This is a genomic window from Sphingomonas sp. ASY06-1R, assembly GCF_052180265.1.
Taxonomy (GTDB): Bacteria; Pseudomonadota; Alphaproteobacteria; order Sphingomonadales; family Sphingomonadaceae; genus Sphingomonas_I.
Genome location: NZ_CP197464.1, coordinates 2538796 through 2555023, shown reverse-complemented (window position 1 = coordinate 2555023; position 16228 = coordinate 2538796). Strand labels below are relative to the sequence as shown.

The window sequence follows — 16228 nt, the reverse complement described above, 5'->3', positions numbered from 1 at the left end:
AGCCATGATCTCACGCCTCGTCACCTTCTCGGTCGAGCGGCGCTGGCTCGTCCTGCTGCTCACCGCCGCCGCAGCGCTCGCGGGCGTGTTCGCCCTGCAGCGCCTCCCCATCGACGCCGTTCCCGACATCACGAACAACCAGGTCCAGGTGAACGTGCTTGCGCCGTCATTGTCGCCGGATCAGATCGAACGGCAGGTCTCCTTCACGATCGAGACGTCGCTCGCCGGCATCCCGGGGCTCGAATACACGCGCTCGCTCAACCGCAACGGTTTCGCCCAAATAACGGCGGTCTTCTCAGACAGGACCGACATCTACTTCGCGCGCCAGCAGGTCGCCGAGCGGATGCGCATGGCCGAGGAGCGGCTGCCCGCCGGCACCATGCCCGAGATGGGGCCGATCGCGACCGGCCTCGGCGACATCTTCATGTGGACGGTCGAGTATCGCGAACTGGACAAGGTCCGGCACCGCGACGGGGAGCCCGGCCTCCAGCGCGACGGCAGCTACATCACACCCGAAGGCGACCATCTCGTGAGCGAGGCGGACAAGGCGACCTACCTGCACACGGTCCAGGAATGGATCGTGGCGCCGCAGCTCCGCAGCACCGAAGGCGTCGCCGGCGTGGATTCGCTCGGCGGCTACGATCGCGAATATCTCGTCGTGCCCGACGTGCAGCGGCTCGCGGCTATGCGCCTGACGATCAACGATCTCGCCACGGCCCTGGAACGCAGCAACACCAGCGTCGGCGCAGGCACGGTCGACCTGAACGGCGCCGGCTTGTTCGTCCGGTCCGACGCCCGCGTCCGCACCGCCGACGAACTCGCTCGGACCGTGATCGCGTCGCGCGAAGGCGTGCCCGTCCAGCTCAGCCAGGTCGCCACGGTCCGCGCGGGTCAGGGCATCCGCACCGGCTCGGCTTCCGAGAACGGCCATGAGGTCGTCGTCGGCACCGCCGTCATGCGCATCGGCGAGAACAGCCGGACGGTCGCAACGGCCGTCGCCGAACGGCTGGCGGTCATCGGCAAATCGCTTCCCGCCGACGTCGTGGCGAAGACGGTGCTCGACCGCACCAAGCTGGTGAACTCGACCGTCTCGACGGTCGCGCGCAACCTCGCCGAAGGCGCCGTGCTGGTGATCGTCGTGCTGTTCGCGCTGCTCGGCAACTTCCGGGCCGCGCTTATCGCGGCCCTGGTGATCCCGGTCACCATGCTGCTGACCGCGACCGGTATGCTGCGCGCCGGCGTGTCGGCCAACCTGATGAGCCTCGGCGCGCTGGACTTCGGACTGATCGTCGACGGCGCCGTGATCATCGTCGAGAACGCGCTCCGCCGATTGGGCGAGCGGCAGCACGAGACGAGGGGGCAGCTTGTCCTGAAGGAGCGGCTGGCGGTCGTCGCGTCCGCCGCGCGCGAGATGATCCGCCCGTCGCTCTACGGCCAAGCAATCATCATCCTCGTCTACACCCCGCTGCTGACGTTCTCCGGCGTCGAGGGCAAGATGTTCGAGCCGATGGCGCTGACCGTCATCATCGCTCTCCTGTTCGCCTTCGTCCTGTCGCTGACCTTCGTGCCGGCGGCCATCGCCGCCTTCCTCGTCGGCCGCGTCGAGGAGAAGGAGAGTCGCGTCGTCGGCTGGCTGCGGCGCCGCTACGAGCCGGGCCTCGAAGCGGCCATGCGGAGGCCGACGCTCACCATGGGCGGCGCAGTGCTCGGCGTCGTCCTGGCCGCGCTCGCCTTCACAACCCTGGGTCAGGAGTTCCTGCCCCAGCTCGACGAGGGCGACATCCTCGTCCAGGCCTGGCGTCCGCCAGGCACCTCGGTCGACCAGAGCCAGCACATGCAGTTCGCGGTCGAACGGGCGATCAGCAAGGAGCCGGAGGTGCAATACGCCTTCTCACGAACGGGCACGTCCGAGATCGCGTCCGATCCGATGCCGCCCAACGCGACCGACACGTTCGTCATGCTGAAGCCGCGGAAGGAATGGCCGAACCCCAGCCTGCCCAAGGAGGAGCTGGTCGAGCGCATCGAGAAGAAGGTCTCGACCATCCCCGGCAACGGCTACGAGATCACGCAGCCGATCCAGATGCGTTTCAACGAGCTGATCGCGGGCGTGCGCGGCGACATCGCGGTGAAGGTGTTCGGCGACGACTTCGCCAGCATGAACGCCACCGCCGTGCGGATCGCCGACGTGCTGCGGAAGGTGCGGGGCGCCGCCGACGTGCGGGTCGAGCAGACCGAAGGCCTGCCGCTCCTCGACATACGGCCGGACCGCGCCGCCATGGCGCGCGTCGGCGTCACCGCCGGCGACGTCCAGGACCTCGTCTCCGCCACGGTCGGCGGCAGGCAGGCCGGCGTCATCTTCGAAGGCGACCGCCGGTTCCCCGTCGTGATCCGCCTCGACGACAGCTCGCGTTCGGACGTCGAGGCGCTCGGACGGCTGCCGGTGCCGACGGCCGGCGGATCGTTCGTGCCGCTATCCAGCGTGGCCGAGATCGCGATCGGGGACGGCCCGAACCAGATCAGTCGCGAGAACGGGAAGCGCCGCGTCGTCGTGCAGGCGAACGTGCGCGGACGCGACGTGGCGGGCGTCGTGGCCGACGCGCGGGCCGCGATCGACGCGCAGGTGCGGCTGTCGCCGGGCACCTATCTGCAATGGGGCGGGCAGTTCGAGAACCTGGCGGCCGCGCGCCAGCGGCTCGCCATCGTGGTGCCGATCTGCTTCGCGGCGATCATGCTGCTGCTATACGGCGCTCTCGGCTCGGTCCGGGACGCGGCGATCGTGTTCACGGGCGTGCCGCTGGCGCTCGTCGGCGGCATCCTGGCGCTGGTGCTGCGCGGCATGCCGTTCTCGATATCGGCCGCCGTCGGGTTCATCGCCCTGTCCGGCGTGGCCGTGCTGAACGGGCTCGTGATGGTCTCGTCCATCCACGACCTGATGCGGACGGGGATGGCGCGCGCGCGTGCCGCCCGCGAGGGCGCGCTGCTCCGGCTGCGGCCCGTCGCGATGACGGCGCTGGTTGCGAGTCTCGGCTTCGTGCCGATGGCGCTCGGCCACGGCGCGGGCGCGGAGGTGCAGAAGCCGCTCGCCACCGTCGTCATCGGCGGGCTGATCTCGGCCACGCTGCTGACGCTGTTCGTCCTGCCGACCCTCTACGCCCGCTTCGGAGCGTGGCGACCGACGGCAGCCGAAACGGACGATACGATCAGAACGACGGCGGGAGCGCACGCATGAGCCACGACCACGATCACGCCGGACTTGGCCACGGTCATGCTCCGGCCACCTTCGGCGGCGCCTTCGCCCTCGGCACGGCGCTCAACGTCGGGTTCGTCGTCGTCGAGGCGGTCTACGGGCTGGCGGCGAACTCGACCGCGCTCCTGGCGGACGCCGGCCACAACCTCAGCGACGTGCTCGGCCTGCTGATCGCGTGGGGCGCGGCGGTCCTGGGCCGGCGAAGCCCGAAGGGCCGCTATACATACGGGCTGCGCAGCTCGTCCATACTTGCCGCGTTCCTGAACGCGCTGTTGCTGGTAGTGGCGATCGTGGTCATCGCAATCGAGGCGATACGGCGCTTCTCGGAACCCGCGCCGGTCGCGGGCGCGACGGTCATGATCGTCGCGGGCGTGGGCATCATGGTCAACGGGGCGACCGCGCTGCTGTTCATGCGCGGGCGGAAGGGCGACCTCAACATCCGGGGCGCGTTCCTGCACATGGCCGCCGACGCCGCCGTCTCGGCCGGCGTGGTCGCGGCCGGCTTCCTGATGCTCAGGACGGGCCTGGCCTGGATCGACCCGGTCGTGAGCCTCGTCATCGTGGCCGTGATCGCGGTGAGCACATGGGGGCTGCTGCGGGATTCCGTCGGCATGAGCCTGCACGCGGCGCCGCCGGGAATGGAGCCCGCGCGGATCGAGGCCTTCCTGCGCGGACGCGATCGCGTCGCCGACATCCACGACCTCCACGTCTGGCCGCTGAGTACGACGGAGACCGCGCTTACGGTCCATCTGCTCGTGCCCTCCGGATATCCGGGCGACGCGTTCACGCACGAGATAGCGTGCGCGCTGCGCGACGAGTTCGCCATCGCCCACGCCACGATCCAGATCGAGACCGATCCGGCGGCCGACTGCATGCTCGAGCCGCGCGGGACCGTTTGATCACGCCTTCCGGCGTATCAGATCCGGCACCACGCGCAGCGCCTTGGCGAGAGCCTCGATCTCGGCGTCCGTCGGCTGCAGCTGGCCGATCTCCATCCTGCAGAGATCGTCGCAGCAGATCCCGGTCAGCCGGTCCAGCTTCCGTATCGTCAGCCCCGTCTCCACGCGCCAGGCCATCAGCGGGTTGTCTCCGCCGGCTATGCGGTGCGCGACGCCCTGCGTCGGCTGGGTCCGGACACGCTCGCGTTCCGCGATCAGCCATGGGGACACGCCGCGCCGCCTCATGCCGCCGCGTCCTGCTCGCACAGTTCAGCGCGCGCCTGCTCTGCGGCTGCCATGGCTCGACGATGGTGCAGCGTGCCGCGTCTCCCGGCCTCGTCGAAGCCGATCGGCGCCAATGTGAAGCAGGCGTCGTAGATCGCCCGCGCGGCCGCCATGAGCCGCTCGTCCCGTTGCATCGCTGTTCCTCGGTTCAGGGTGTCAGATGACCGGCACGACGTCGCTGGCGTCGAGCGTCCAGACGCCGGTCGGGGAAGGGGATAAGCTCGCCATCAGGATCGCGATCTGCTGGTCGAAGTCGCGCGCGTGCTTCCGGAAGATCTCGTCCGTCGTCATCTCGGTGGACCGGGCGACCGCGCACTGCGCGTCCCAGCTTACGAGGACGTCGACCTTCCTGCCTCCATGCCGCACCGTGAACCAGACGAAGCGGCAGTCGGCCACCTCGGCGAACTCCGGATGCTTCATGAAGTCGGTCATCCTGGCCTTCACCAGCGGGACGACGTTGGACGAATCGGACATGCTCACCTCCGTGGCGGCAAGGTAGAACATAAGTGGAACATGCGTGGCAAGCGATTCGCCGCCTCGTCAGTGACGCAGCCCGTCCGGACCGGCGTCGACGCGGAGCCGGTCCACCCGATCGGCGATCGCCACGCACGTCGCCACGCCGTCGTGGTCGCCCTTGCCCGCCACGTCGGCGACACGGTCGGCGAGGAACTGCGCGACGCGTTCGCCGTGCCGTCTGAGCACCTGGTCCGCGCAGACCCACAGCTCCCGGTCGCCTAGCAAGAGCAGGCCTCAGCCCTGGATGTAGGGGTGCTGGACGCGCACGAGATCGACGGCGTTGCCGATGGCGTGCATCTCCTCGCCATTGGCGTTCGGCGTCACGCGCCAGTTGGAATGGATGTCCTCCAGGATCGGACGCTCCTCCACCGGGCCGAGCAGACCCGCCCAATGCTCCGCGGTCCCGCCGGCGCACCCGCCAGCAGGCCGGTCAGCAGATCCCGCAGCTCATCCGCCGTCACGCGTCACCCCTCGGAAGTCGCCCAAGCGGTGGGCGTGGCCGCAGGGCTTCACCTCGATGCCGCGCGAACCCAGTTCGGCGGCGATCGCATCGCAGTGCGCGTCGCCCGTCTCGTGCGCATGGTCATACATGTCGAGCAGGGTCTCGTCGTCGAACTGGCGCAGCATCGGCGTGCCGTCGGTCATCGTCACCTCACCTGCTTCACTTCGAGCGTGCCTTCCGAGAGCGGCCGGCACAACTCCCTGGCCGGCACGGCCGGATCGAGCCAGCGGCCATAGTCCTGCGGACCGAGCAGCACGATCTGCCTGTCGTGATACGGCGCGATGTCAGGCCCCGGCTCCGTCGTCAGCATCGTCCACGCCTCGCCGACCTTGGGATCGGTCCGCCACAGGCCCGCCACGCAGAACCAGTCGAGCCCCTTCATCCGGAACTCCCACTTCGACTTCGGCGCGCGCTTCTTCGGCGCCTCGCCGTCGGCGACCGGTGCGTCGGTGAATTCGTAGAAGCCATCGATCGGAATCAGGCAGCGGCCGCTCCGGAATTCGCGGTTGTCGGAGCGATAGTTGTAGACTGGCTTACCGGTTGGGGCGGGCCAGCTCCAGCGGCGCGTCACCGCATCCGCCTCACCCGGCGCATCCGCGGCGGCGCGTATGATTACGCTCGGATCCGTGATCTTGATGCTGTCGAGAGGCGCCATGTTGGGCAGCCCTTCCGGGAAGCGCAACGGGATTTTGAGCTCGCTCCAGTCTTCGCGCAACTGATTGAGCGATATCCGGCGGGCGGCTTCGTTGCACATGGGCGCTCCAAGCTATTCGCAATCTACTCGCCGATATCCGTTCAAAGGGCAAACGCGCGGGCGAAGCCTGAGGAGGCCACTGCACCGCGCTTTCTCCCTAATGCGGACTAGCGTGTCGCTGTTCAGAGCCCAACCCAAGCCGCAGGATCGAAATCCTCCAATGATCTGAGTGCCCAGCTTCGCCCTCCACGGGGCACCATTTCAGCATTGCCAGAAAATTGCCAATTTCCGATGACCCCATTGAGGGGTCCCGAGAACTCGCCCCCAAGCCTAAGCGCATCGCGCTGTAGCAGATTGTCGATCGGGCCTGGTCGAGCGCGGCGTTCAAGGCGGTGAGAGCCGTCCGGCAGCGAAATCGCGCGCGAGTGCGATGAAGGCCTGGAAGGCCGCGGAGGAATTCCGCCGGTTGGAATAATAGAGGCACAGCGGTGAGAGTGGCGGTGTCCAGTCTTCTAGAATGCGGATGAGCCGACCGGCCGCGATGTCCTCGCGGACATCCGCCTCCATGAAATAGCCGATCCCGACGCTGTTCATCGCCGCGATCCGGGCGAGCGACGCTTCGTCGAGCGTGATCGGGCCCTCGACCTCAAGCTGCAATTCCTCGCCCCCCTTCTCGAAGCGCCAGCGGAACAAGGCGCCATTGGGGAGCCGCACGCGAAGGCACGGGTAAGTGAGCAACTCCTGCGGCACCTGTGGGATAGGCCCGCCTTCGAAGAAGGTCGGGGACGCCGCCACTGCCATGCTTCGCGTCTGGCCGAGTGGGATCGCGATCGCGTCGCTCGGCACCAAGTCTGCGCTGCGCACGCCCAGATCGAAGCCCGCAGCAACGACGTCCACCAGCCGCCCCTCGGTGACGAGATCGACATGCACCTGCGGATAGCGTTGCAGATAGGTCAGGACGAGCGGCACCATGATCTCGCGCGCCGCCGTCGCGAAGGCGTTAATGCGCAGGATGCCCGACGGCACCTCCTGCTGCGCGCGCGCCGTGTTCATCGCTTTCTGGATGTCCTCAAGCGCTGGCTTGATCTGCGCGACGAAGATGCGCCCCGCATAGGTAAGCGAGACGCTGCGTGTGGTGCGGTTGAACAGCCGCACGGCGAGCTCCCGCTCGAGCTTGCCCACCGCGTTGCTGATCGCCGTGGTCGACATGCCGAGATCCAGCGCCGCCGCTCGGAACGAGCCGCACCGGACGATCGCGAGAACCGCCTCCATTTCGATTAGCGAATGGCGCCCCATTATCCCGCTTTCCGTAACACGCTATGCCGATTTGTCTCGATTATCAGGCGAAATGTCTATCGCTAAATCAACCTCTGCACCATCGAGGAGAAGATGATGTCAATGGATCTACCCAAGCCGATCGCCGACTATGTCGCGGCCAATGCCCGTCTCGACATCGACGGCATGGTGAAGCCCTTTCAGCCCGACGCCGTCTTCATCGACAATGGCAAGAACTTCGAGGGGCAAGCGGCGATCCGTCAGTTGTTCGAAGACGAAGTGATCCCCGTGAAGGCGATCTTCACGCCCGATACGGCTTGGGAAGAGGGCGACGATTTTGTCGTCGAGGGTCCCGCGCATGGCGACTTTCCGGGCAGCCCGCTGCGCTTCACCTATCGCTTCAAGCTAGCAAACGGCGCCATCAAGACACTGGAGACCACCGTATGAGCATCAAGGCAGATCCCACCGAGTTCGTCGGCAAGCGCGTGCTCGTCAGCGGCGGCACCAAGGGTCTCGGCCGCGCCACGGTCGAGCGTTTCCTGGCCGGCGGCGCGCGGGTCATCACCGCCGCCCGGGCAATCAAGGACACTATCGAGGGCGTCGCATATGTCGAGGCGGACCTGACCACGCCGGAAGGTGGCAAGACGCTGGCCAATGCTGCGATCGAGCGGCTGGGCGGCATCGACATTCTCGCCCATGTCGTCGGTGGTTCGTCGTCGCCTGCGGGTGGCTTCGCCGCACTGACGGACGAGCATTGGCTTGCCGAGTTGAACCTCAACCTGCTGGCGACCGTCCGCCTCGATCGCCTTCTGATCCCGCAGATGCTGGAGCGGGGCAAGGGCGTGGTGGTGCACGTCACCTCGATCCAGTCCGTCCTGCCGCTGCCCGAATCCACGACCGGCTATGCCGCCGCCAAGGCAGCGCTACGGACCTATAGCAAGTCGATCTCGAAGGAGCTCGGTCCCAAGGGCGTGCGGGTCAACGCCGTCTCGCCCGGCTGGATCATGACGGAGGCCACCGGAGAGTTTCTCGAAACGCTTCGCGCGGCCAATGGCGGAACGATCGACGACGCGCGGCAGTCCGTGCTCGACGCGTTGGGCGGAATCTCGATCGGACGGGGTGCCGAGCCTGATGAGGTGGCCGATCTCATCGCCTATCTCGCGGCTGACCGCGCCGCTGCGATCCATGGTGCCGAGTTCGTGATCGACGGCGGGACCATACGTACCGTTTGAGGGTATCGATCGAGCGCCGGCCTCGCTCTCGGAGTGAGCGCCGGCGCGCCAATTCGGATTGATCAACCCAATTATCTGAGGACCCAGCTTTGTCCCCTGCGGGGCACCAATATCGTGTCACGCCTCAGCCGAAGGGATGGCGCAGACGGCGGAACAGGCCGCGTTTGGCGGTCGCCTCGAACATCTCCGACGGGCTTTCCGGATCCAGCACTTCATTGTCGGCGAGCCACGCCTCGACCGTGCTGAGCTCAGGTAGTTCATAGGGGCGTAACGATCGACCTCTGCCGCGGAGCGCCTCGATCGCGCGGATGATCGAGCCTTGCGCGTCGATCTGTGCAGACACTCTCGCAACGGGAAGGCCGAGATGTTCTGCGATCAGCCCGTCGCGGATGGCGCGAATGGCGTCAGCGCCCTCGTCACCGGCGTCGATCGTCACGTCGCATTCCGTATCCAGGCCCATCGAGCGATTGTTCATGTTCGCTGATCCGATCCGCAGCGTATGGCCGTCGACGATCATCACTTTGGCGTGGACGTAGATGGGCGCGCCGCGGGCGGTGAAAGGATGATAGATGCGAAAGCGCTCATGGGGGTCGCGCTGCTTGAGTGCCGCCACCAGGCGTGCGCGCGTCGTATCCATGGCAATCGGCTCCAGCCAGCCCTGGGCATGCTCCGGATTGACGATCACGATCTCTGGCCCGTCCGGCTCGGACAGCCGCGCCGCGATGGCCTCGGCGATACGACGCGAGGCGAAATATTGGCTTTCGGCGTAGATGGAGACCTTGGCTGCGGCGATCTGCTGGACGAACAGCGCCTCGACTTCGCGGACTTCCGGCGACTCCGGCATATCCGGCGCGGTGCGCGCTATCCCGACTTCGACGTCCTTGAAACCGACCGGCAACCCCTTCGGCCAGCACCAGTTGGGCTTATCCACCGGAGCAAGCGTTTCACCGCCGGCGCGGACCCAGCGATCGCGGGCGAGTTCGCCCAGCGCCGCCGCGACGGGGCCCTGCAGCGCCGTCGTCGCATCATGCCACGGTTTATAGAGCTTGCCGTTCGGTACGACCCGGCGCGGTTCCACATCGCGATGACGCCGCGTGTCCCACCGCTCGCTCGTCATGTCGATCCCGCCGCAGAAGGCGAGGCCGTCGTCGATCACGACAATCTTCTGATGATGCGAGGCGCCGGGCGGGTGAAAGCTGTCCAGCTTGGTGTGGATCCGCGGATGTCGCATCCACCGCGCAAGCGTGAGGATGTTAGAACCGCGCACCAGTGTCTTCAGAGCCCCCACATCCCAGCGCAGAAGGAAGATTTCGAGCTCCGGATTGCGCTCCACCAGCCAGTAAATGAAATCGCCCACCGCGGCGGGTTCGTCCGGCTCGCGCTTCGACGCGACGAGCTGGATGCGCGCGTCGAAATCCCAGCCGATCAGCATGATCCGGCGCTGCGCCTTCAGCATCGCCAGCCGGGCATTCTTGAAATAGTCGTCGGCGTCGATGAGCACGCTCATTCGCGTTGCCTTCGCGACGCGCCAGAATGCCTTATTGTCCATGCCTGCCGATATCTTTCGCAATTGCCTGTCTTGGGCGCGGTCAGGGGCCGCGGCCTGCCGTCTGCTTGACAGGGAATTTGCCGCGGCTGCAACCGGTCGATCGATTGTGGTGGCGGCATCGCGCCCGGCGGTGCCTCGCCATCGCCGCGTGGGACGCAGGCACGGATGGAACGCGCTGACGCGAAGCGTTCGCAATAGGGGCTTTTCCCCGCCGCGCTCGTTGGGCCTACAAAACACTTAACCAGTGAGACCCATCATGACGAAGATCTCTTCCACGACCGGCAACGGCGGTGAGCCTCACCAGCGCGCTTCGGGCGCAGACGCGGTGCTGACGACCAACCATGGCGTCCCCGTGAGCGACAACCAGAATAGCCTGAAGAGCGGAGCGCGCGGCCCGACCCTGCTGGAGGACTTCGTCCTTCGCGAGAAGATCTTTCACTTCGATCATGAGCGTATCCCCGAGCGGATCGTGCATGCCCGTGGTTCCGGCGCGCATGGCGTGTTCGAGGCGACCGACGATATCTCCGATCTGACGCGCGCGGCGGTCTTCACCAAGGGTGAGAAGACGGAAGTATTCGTTCGCTTCTCCACGGTCGCAGGCGGGGCCGGCTCGGTCGACACGCCGCGCGACGTGCGCGGCTTCGCGGTCAAATTCTATACGCGCGAGGGCAATTGGGACCTCGTGGGTAACAATATTCCGGTATTTTTCATCCAAGATGCGATCAAATTCCCCGATCTGGTGCATTCCGTAAAGATGGAAGCGGATCGCGCCTATCCGCAGGCAGGCAGCGCGCACGACACTTTCTGGGATTGGGCCAGCCTGATGTCGGAGACGACACACATGCTGATGTGGGCGATGTCGGATCGCACGCTGCCCCGCTCATTCCGCACCATGGAGGGGTTTGGCGTCCATACCTTCCGCCTCGTCAATGCCGAAGGAAAGTCGAGCTTCGTCAAGTTCCATTGGAAGCCGCGGCTGGGTCTCCAGTCGACGATCTGGGACGAGGCGCTCAAGCTCCAGGCGGCCGACAACGATTATCAGCGCCGCGACCTGTGGGAGGCGATCGATACGGGCGCCTTTCCGCAATGGGATCTGGGCATCCAGATATTCGATGAGGAATTCGCAACGGCCCAGCCCTATGACGTGCTGGACGCTACCAAGCTGGTACCGGAAGACGACGTACCCGTCCGGATCATCGGCACGCTGACGCTGAACCGCAATCCGGACAATTTCTTCGCCGAGACGGAGCAGGTCGCCTTCCTGCCGACCAACATCGTGCCCGGCATCGACTTTTCAAACGACCCGCTGCTGCAGGGACGGCTGTTCAGCTATCTCGATACGCAGAATTCGCGCCTCGGCACGACCAATTTTCACCAGATTCCGATCAACGCGCCGCGCTGCCCGTTCGGGAATTTCCAGCGTGACGGCAAGATGCAGACGATGGTGCCCAAGGGCCGCGCGAATTACGAGCCCAACAGCCTTGCCGCGCATGGCGAGGAAGGCGGGCCGCGCGAGAGCCTGGAGCGTGGGTTCGTGACGACGAACGCGGCGACAGGGCCAGACGAGCAGGGCGACAAGCTCCGCATCCGGGCCGAACTGTTCGCCGATCATTACAGCCAGGCGCGATTATTCTACCGCTCGCAAACCGAGAATGAGCAGGCGCACATCGCCTCCTCGTTCGTGTTCGAGCTGTCCAAGGTCGGTCTGCTGGATCAGGTGCCGCCCCGCATGGTCGCCAACCTGCGTAACGTGGATGAGGACCTCGCGAAGCGCGTTGCCGACGGGCTCGGCATCGACCTGCCGGAGAAGGCGCCTGCGGCACGCGAGCCGGTGGACATGCCGCCGTCCGATGCGCTCTCTATTCACAAGAATATGAAGGACACGCTGGAAGGCCGCGCGGTCGGTATTCTCTATGCCGATGGCAGTGACGGCGCGGCGCTCGATGCGGTCATCGCGGCGGTCAAGGCGGCGAAGGGCAAGGCCGTGCTCGTCTCGCCGAAGGTCGGCGGCGCCACGCTCGCCGATGGGTCGAAGCGCAAGGCCGATGGTCAGCTTGCCGGCACGCCCAGCCAGCTCTTCGATGCGGTTGCCGTCGTGCTCTCGGACGATGGCTGCAAGGCGCTGCTGAAGGAAGCGGCTGCGGTTCAGTTCGTGATGGACGCGTTCGGCCATCTAAAAGCGATTGGGGCCAACGATCAGGCAAAGCCCTTGCTGGATAAAGCGGGGGTTGAACCGGACGACGGCGTCACGGATCTGGGCGCTAAATTCGTCGCGGCGGCAAAGAAGCGTTTCTATGCCCGCGAGCCGAATGTCCGCACCTTGGCGTAAATGATCGGCGGGGCTTCAGACCATTTTTCCGGAAAAGTGGCTAAGCCCCCTCGACCACCATGTTACGCCCCTGCTGCTTGGCGGCGTATAATGCATCGTCGGCGCGTTTTGTCATGGCGCCGACGTCGTCCTGGCTGTCGCGAACGCAGGTGACGCCTGCGCTGGCAGTGACGGTCAAGCCGGCCGGGCCGATGCCGAAGGGCGCCCCGCCGATCACGCGGCGCATGCGGTCGGCCATCTCGATAGCATTCTGTATGCTGGTGTTAGGCAGTAGGATGCCAAATTCCTCGCCGCCAAGACGGCCAAGCAGGTCGCTGTCGCGTAGCGACACCCGGAGCCGATCCCCGACCTCCTTGAGCACGATGTCACCGGCCTGGTGTCCGTGCGTGTCGTTGATGCTCTTGAAACGATCCAGGTCGATCAGGATCAGGCTGACCGGCAGATCATGGCGTCGGGACCGTTCGACTTCGGATCGGAAGGTCAGTTCGAATGCGCGGCGGTTGAGGGCCCCGGTCAGATAGTCGGTCGTGGCCAGCTGGCGCAGTTCGTCCTCCATCCTGCGCTCCTCGGTAATATCGTGAAACGTGCAGATACGGCCACTCAGGCCATGGGCGATCCAGCGCATGTCGGCCTTGAACGTGCGGGCGCCGTGGTTGACGTAAAATGTCGCAGCGGCCTTGTGATCGTTGGTTGGCTGCCGGAGCGGTGCGGGCTTTTCTTGGGCGCCGATCATCTCGGCAAGCGCCTTGGCGATCCGCTCCGGTCGCGCCTCGCCCGAAGCCAGGCCGAGCAAGGCGCGCGCGCCCTGATTGATGAACGCGTTCGAGGCTTCGGCATCGATGAAGACGAACGGCACGGCCATGCTGCGCACGATCGACTCGATCTTGTCTTCCGCGATCCGCTCGCTCGTGGATTGGGCACCCTGGCGGGCGAGCGATTCCAGAAGCGAAGCCGCGGCGATGACATGCTCGTGCATGTCGGCGCTCGAATGGGAGCAGAGCGCGATCAACAGCATCGGCGTGTCGTTGACCGGCGCGGTGAGTATGCGGGTGGGTCGGCCGCTCATCGCGACGGTAAATGCGACGGGCAGCCGCACTGACCCGGCATCCTGGTCCGGCGAACTGAGCAGTTGTGCATTGACCCGGATATGATGCCCGATCTCTTCGGTGCGGGGCCAGGCCTCGATCACTTCATATTGCCCGTCCCCTGCGGGATGGAGCAGCAATGCGGCCTCGATCCCCGCAACCCCGTTCAACAGCCGCAGCACGGGGCGCAACCCTTCGCGCGAGGGCAGCAGGGCTTCCGGGCTAGTAAAGGCGTTCATGCAATGCCTTGATGATCGTGTCGGGGGCGGACAAATGTGGGAGGTGCCCTTGGGCGTCGATCCAGACCAGCTCGGAGCCCTCGATCTGCTGCGCCATCCAGCGGGAAGCTTCCGGCGGAACGGCGATGTCGTCTCTCGATTGGATGAAGACGGTCGGCACATGCACATGCGGAAGCAGGACGCGAATGTCGGTCTGAAAGATCATGCGCGCGATCTGAACGCTGACCTCGGGGCGCATCGAAAGCAGGCTACCGGCAAAATCATCGACCGCTTCCGGCCGGCCTGAGGGGATCGCCTGTGGCGTGAACCCAGCCACCCAGCCGTGATAATTGCGTGCCATTTCGGTGAGCAGATGCTCCAGCGCCGCTGCCTCGAAGCCGCCGATATAGGCCTCGTCATTCAGATAGCGGGGGGAGGTGTTGAGGAGCAGCAATTGATCGAAGCGATGCGGTGCCTCGATCGCTGCCAGCAGGCCGATCATGCCGGACACCGAATGACCAACGTAGCGACATTTCTTGATCTCGAGCTCGTCGAGAAGGTCCAGCAGGTCATCCGCGTAGCTCGCAATCGACGCATAGAGGCGTACGTCGAAATCCTCGGGCAAAAGCGGCCCGGCGCCGGGGAGGTCGAACAGAATGCAGCGCGCGCGCTCCGCAAAATGGGGCGCGACGGCGGACCAGGCATGCTGGTCCGTTCCGAAACCATGCGAGAAGACAAGGGTGTCCTGGCCAGAGCCTTGGCAGCAGACCTGGTGGCGGGATGCGCGCTGCCCCTTCACCGCGTGGCTGCCGAGACAATCCTGAACCAATCCATCCTCCGTACAGCCCCTTCACTATGCGTCTACAGGTGCGTCATGGCTTATTGAAGGCTTCCTTATTCCGTCTTCCGGCTTGGTCGATGAGATCGACGTGGCTACACGAAGACGAAATGCGCTGTGAGGGGGCGATGATGACCGTACGAATACTTGGCGCAGCTGCAGCGACGCTGGGTTTGCTCGCTTTGGCGAGCGGAGCACAGGCGGATAACCCGATCATCCAGACGCGCTTCACCGCCGACCCCGCGCCGCTGGTGCATGACAATGTCGTCTATCTCTACACCAGCCATGATGAAGATGATGCCACCGGCTTCAAGATGCTCGATTGGCGGCTCTATAGTTCGACCGACATGGCGAACTGGACCGATCGTGGCGTTGTCGCTTCGCTGAAGACATTTCCCTGGGCGGTGCAGAACAACGATGCCTGGGCGCCCCAGGTAATTGCCAGAAATGGCAAATTCTATCTGTACGCACCGATCAGCATTGCCGGATCGCCCAAGAATGTCATCGCCGTAGCCGTGGCCGACAATCCCGCCGGCCCATTCAAGGATGCGCTGGGCAAACCGCTGGTCGGGCCGGCGGATGGATATTTCGATCCCACGGTTTGGATCGACAAGGACGGCCAGGCCTATCTATATTGGGGCAATCCCGATCTGTGGTATGTCAAACTTAACAAGGACATGGTCTCTTATGCGGGGCCGATCACGAAGATCCAGCCGAGGATAGCAGACTATCAGGAAGGCCCCTGGTTCTACGGGCGCAATGACCATTATTATATGGCATTTGCCTCCACCTGCTGCTCCGAAGGCATCGGCTATGCCATGAGCGAGAAGCCGACGGGGCCGTGGCTCTATAAGGGGCCGATCATGGAGCATGATGCGCGCGCCACCGGTAACCATCCCGGCATCATCGATTACAAGGGTGGCTCCTATGTGTTCGGCTTCAGCTACGAGAACAACTTTGCGATAACCCCGATTCATCACGAGCGGCGATCGGTTTCGGTTGCCAAATTTGCCTACAATGCCGACGGAACCATCCCCAACCTGAAATGGTGGGACGTGGCGCGCGCGCCGCAGATCGGGACGCTCAATCCCTATACGCGAGTGGAGGCGGAGACGATCGCCTGGACGTCGCGGCTGAAGCGAGATCGCGATCGCAATTACAGCTGGGCGCCGGGCGTTACGACCGCGCAGGACGATACGATCGGCGTGTATGTCACGCGAATCACGGATCGCAGCTACATCAAGGTGGCGGGCGTGGATTTCGGCAAGACCGAAGCGAAGATGTTCACCGCGAGCATTGCGAACGCCCGGCCCGGATCCTCAATCGAACTGCATCTCGACCGTGTCGACGGGCAAATGATCGGGGCGATGCAAGTGGATCCGACCGGCGCGCCCGGACATTGGCGGGAGCAGTCGATATCGACTTCCGGCGCGATCGGGGTTCGCGATCTGTATCTTCTCTTCAAAGGCGGAGATGGCGCTATGTTCGATCTCGATTATTGGCGGTTTAGCCGCTGATCC

At 65.2% G+C, this 16228-nt stretch carries 17 protein-coding genes; 6 read left to right on the top strand and 11 right to left on the bottom strand.

Annotated features, from left to right (window positions below; genetic code table 11):
* Positions 1–4 precede the first annotated feature (4 nt).
* Positions 5–3229, top strand: a complete 3225-nt coding sequence (locus ACSBM8_RS12265; protein WP_442678301.1) for an efflux RND transporter permease subunit — start codon at positions 5–7, stop codon at positions 3227–3229.
* The gene (locus ACSBM8_RS12260) at positions 3226–4146 is read left to right on the top strand and encodes a cation diffusion facilitator family transporter (protein WP_442678300.1); all 921 of its coding nucleotides are present in this window, start codon (positions 3226–3228) and stop codon (positions 4144–4146) included. The genes ACSBM8_RS12265 and ACSBM8_RS12260 overlap by 4 nt, the downstream gene beginning before the upstream one ends.
* Here ACSBM8_RS12260 and ACSBM8_RS12255 read toward each other — a convergent pair whose 3' ends face one another.
* The 8 genes from ACSBM8_RS12255 to ACSBM8_RS12220 form a co-directional block, all read right to left on the bottom strand.
* Positions 4147–4416, bottom strand: coding sequence for a helix-turn-helix domain-containing protein (locus ACSBM8_RS12255; RefSeq protein WP_442678299.1), 270 nt, complete (start codon positions 4414–4416; stop codon positions 4147–4149).
* A gap of 11 nt (positions 4417–4427) precedes the next feature.
* Positions 4428–4604 (bottom strand): hypothetical protein, encoded by a 177-nt coding sequence (locus ACSBM8_RS12250; RefSeq protein ID WP_442678298.1) that lies wholly within the window; start codon positions 4602–4604, stop codon positions 4428–4430.
* Positions 4605–4626: 22 nt separating this feature from the next.
* Positions 4627–4944 carry a hypothetical protein gene (locus tag ACSBM8_RS12245; RefSeq protein ID WP_442678297.1) on the bottom strand — a complete coding sequence of 106 codons (318 nt, stop codon included), beginning with the start codon at positions 4942–4944 and terminating at the stop codon, positions 4627–4629.
* Positions 4945–5010: 66 nt separating this feature from the next.
* Positions 5011–5172 carry a DUF6961 family protein gene (locus tag ACSBM8_RS12240; RefSeq protein ID WP_442678296.1) on the bottom strand — a complete coding sequence of 54 codons (162 nt, stop codon included), beginning with the start codon at positions 5170–5172 and terminating at the stop codon, positions 5011–5013.
* A gap of 48 nt (positions 5173–5220) precedes the next feature.
* Positions 5221–5355, bottom strand: a complete 135-nt coding sequence (locus ACSBM8_RS12235) for a hypothetical protein (protein ID WP_442678295.1) — start codon at positions 5353–5355, stop codon at positions 5221–5223.
* Positions 5356–5433: 78 nt separating this feature from the next.
* Complete coding sequence (locus ACSBM8_RS12230; RefSeq protein ID WP_442678294.1) at positions 5434–5631, bottom strand: hypothetical protein; 198 nt, start codon at positions 5629–5631, stop codon at positions 5434–5436.
* A gap of 2 nt (positions 5632–5633) precedes the next feature.
* A complete protein-coding gene (locus tag ACSBM8_RS12225; protein WP_442678293.1) occupies positions 5634–6242 on the bottom strand; it encodes an SOS response-associated peptidase family protein in 609 nt (202 codons plus the stop codon).
* A 324-nt stretch (positions 6243–6566) separates the two neighbouring features.
* Positions 6567–7478, bottom strand: coding sequence for a LysR family transcriptional regulator (locus tag ACSBM8_RS12220; protein WP_442678292.1), 912 nt, complete (start codon positions 7476–7478; stop codon positions 6567–6569).
* A gap of 96 nt (positions 7479–7574) precedes the next feature.
* Between ACSBM8_RS12220 and ACSBM8_RS12215 the strand changes: the two genes are divergently transcribed.
* A complete protein-coding gene (locus ACSBM8_RS12215; RefSeq protein WP_442678291.1) occupies positions 7575–7904 on the top strand; it encodes a nuclear transport factor 2 family protein in 330 nt (109 codons plus the stop codon).
* Positions 7901–8689, top strand: coding sequence for an SDR family oxidoreductase (locus ACSBM8_RS12210; RefSeq protein WP_442678290.1), 789 nt, complete (start codon positions 7901–7903; stop codon positions 8687–8689). The genes ACSBM8_RS12215 and ACSBM8_RS12210 overlap by 4 nt, the downstream gene beginning before the upstream one ends.
* A 124-nt stretch (positions 8690–8813) precedes the next feature.
* Here ACSBM8_RS12210 and ACSBM8_RS12205 read toward each other — a convergent pair whose 3' ends face one another.
* Positions 8814–10196 carry a phospholipase D-like domain-containing protein gene (locus ACSBM8_RS12205; protein WP_442678289.1) on the bottom strand — a complete coding sequence of 461 codons (1383 nt, stop codon included), beginning with the start codon at positions 10194–10196 and terminating at the stop codon, positions 8814–8816.
* A 298-nt stretch (positions 10197–10494) separates the two neighbouring features.
* Between ACSBM8_RS12205 and ACSBM8_RS12200 the strand changes: the two genes are divergently transcribed.
* The gene (locus ACSBM8_RS12200; protein ID WP_442678288.1) at positions 10495–12567 is read left to right on the top strand and encodes a catalase; all 2073 of its coding nucleotides are present in this window, start codon (positions 10495–10497) and stop codon (positions 12565–12567) included.
* Positions 12568–12607: 40 nt separating this feature from the next.
* On the opposite strand, the gene ACSBM8_RS12195 is transcribed toward ACSBM8_RS12200, so the two are convergent.
* The gene (locus ACSBM8_RS12195) at positions 12608–13891 is read right to left on the bottom strand and encodes a diguanylate cyclase (RefSeq protein ID WP_442678287.1); all 1284 of its coding nucleotides are present in this window, start codon (positions 13889–13891) and stop codon (positions 12608–12610) included.
* On the bottom strand, positions 13875–14699 hold the full coding sequence (locus tag ACSBM8_RS12190) for an alpha/beta fold hydrolase (protein ID WP_442678286.1): 825 nt from the start codon (positions 14697–14699) through the stop codon (positions 13875–13877). The genes ACSBM8_RS12195 and ACSBM8_RS12190 overlap by 17 nt, the downstream gene beginning before the upstream one ends.
* A 140-nt stretch (positions 14700–14839) precedes the next feature.
* Here ACSBM8_RS12190 and ACSBM8_RS12185 point away from each other — a divergent pair, with 140 nt between their 5' ends.
* On the top strand, positions 14840–16225 hold the full coding sequence (locus ACSBM8_RS12185) for a glycoside hydrolase family 43 protein (RefSeq protein ID WP_442678285.1): 1386 nt from the start codon (positions 14840–14842) through the stop codon (positions 16223–16225).
* Positions 16226–16228: the final 3 nt, after the last annotated feature.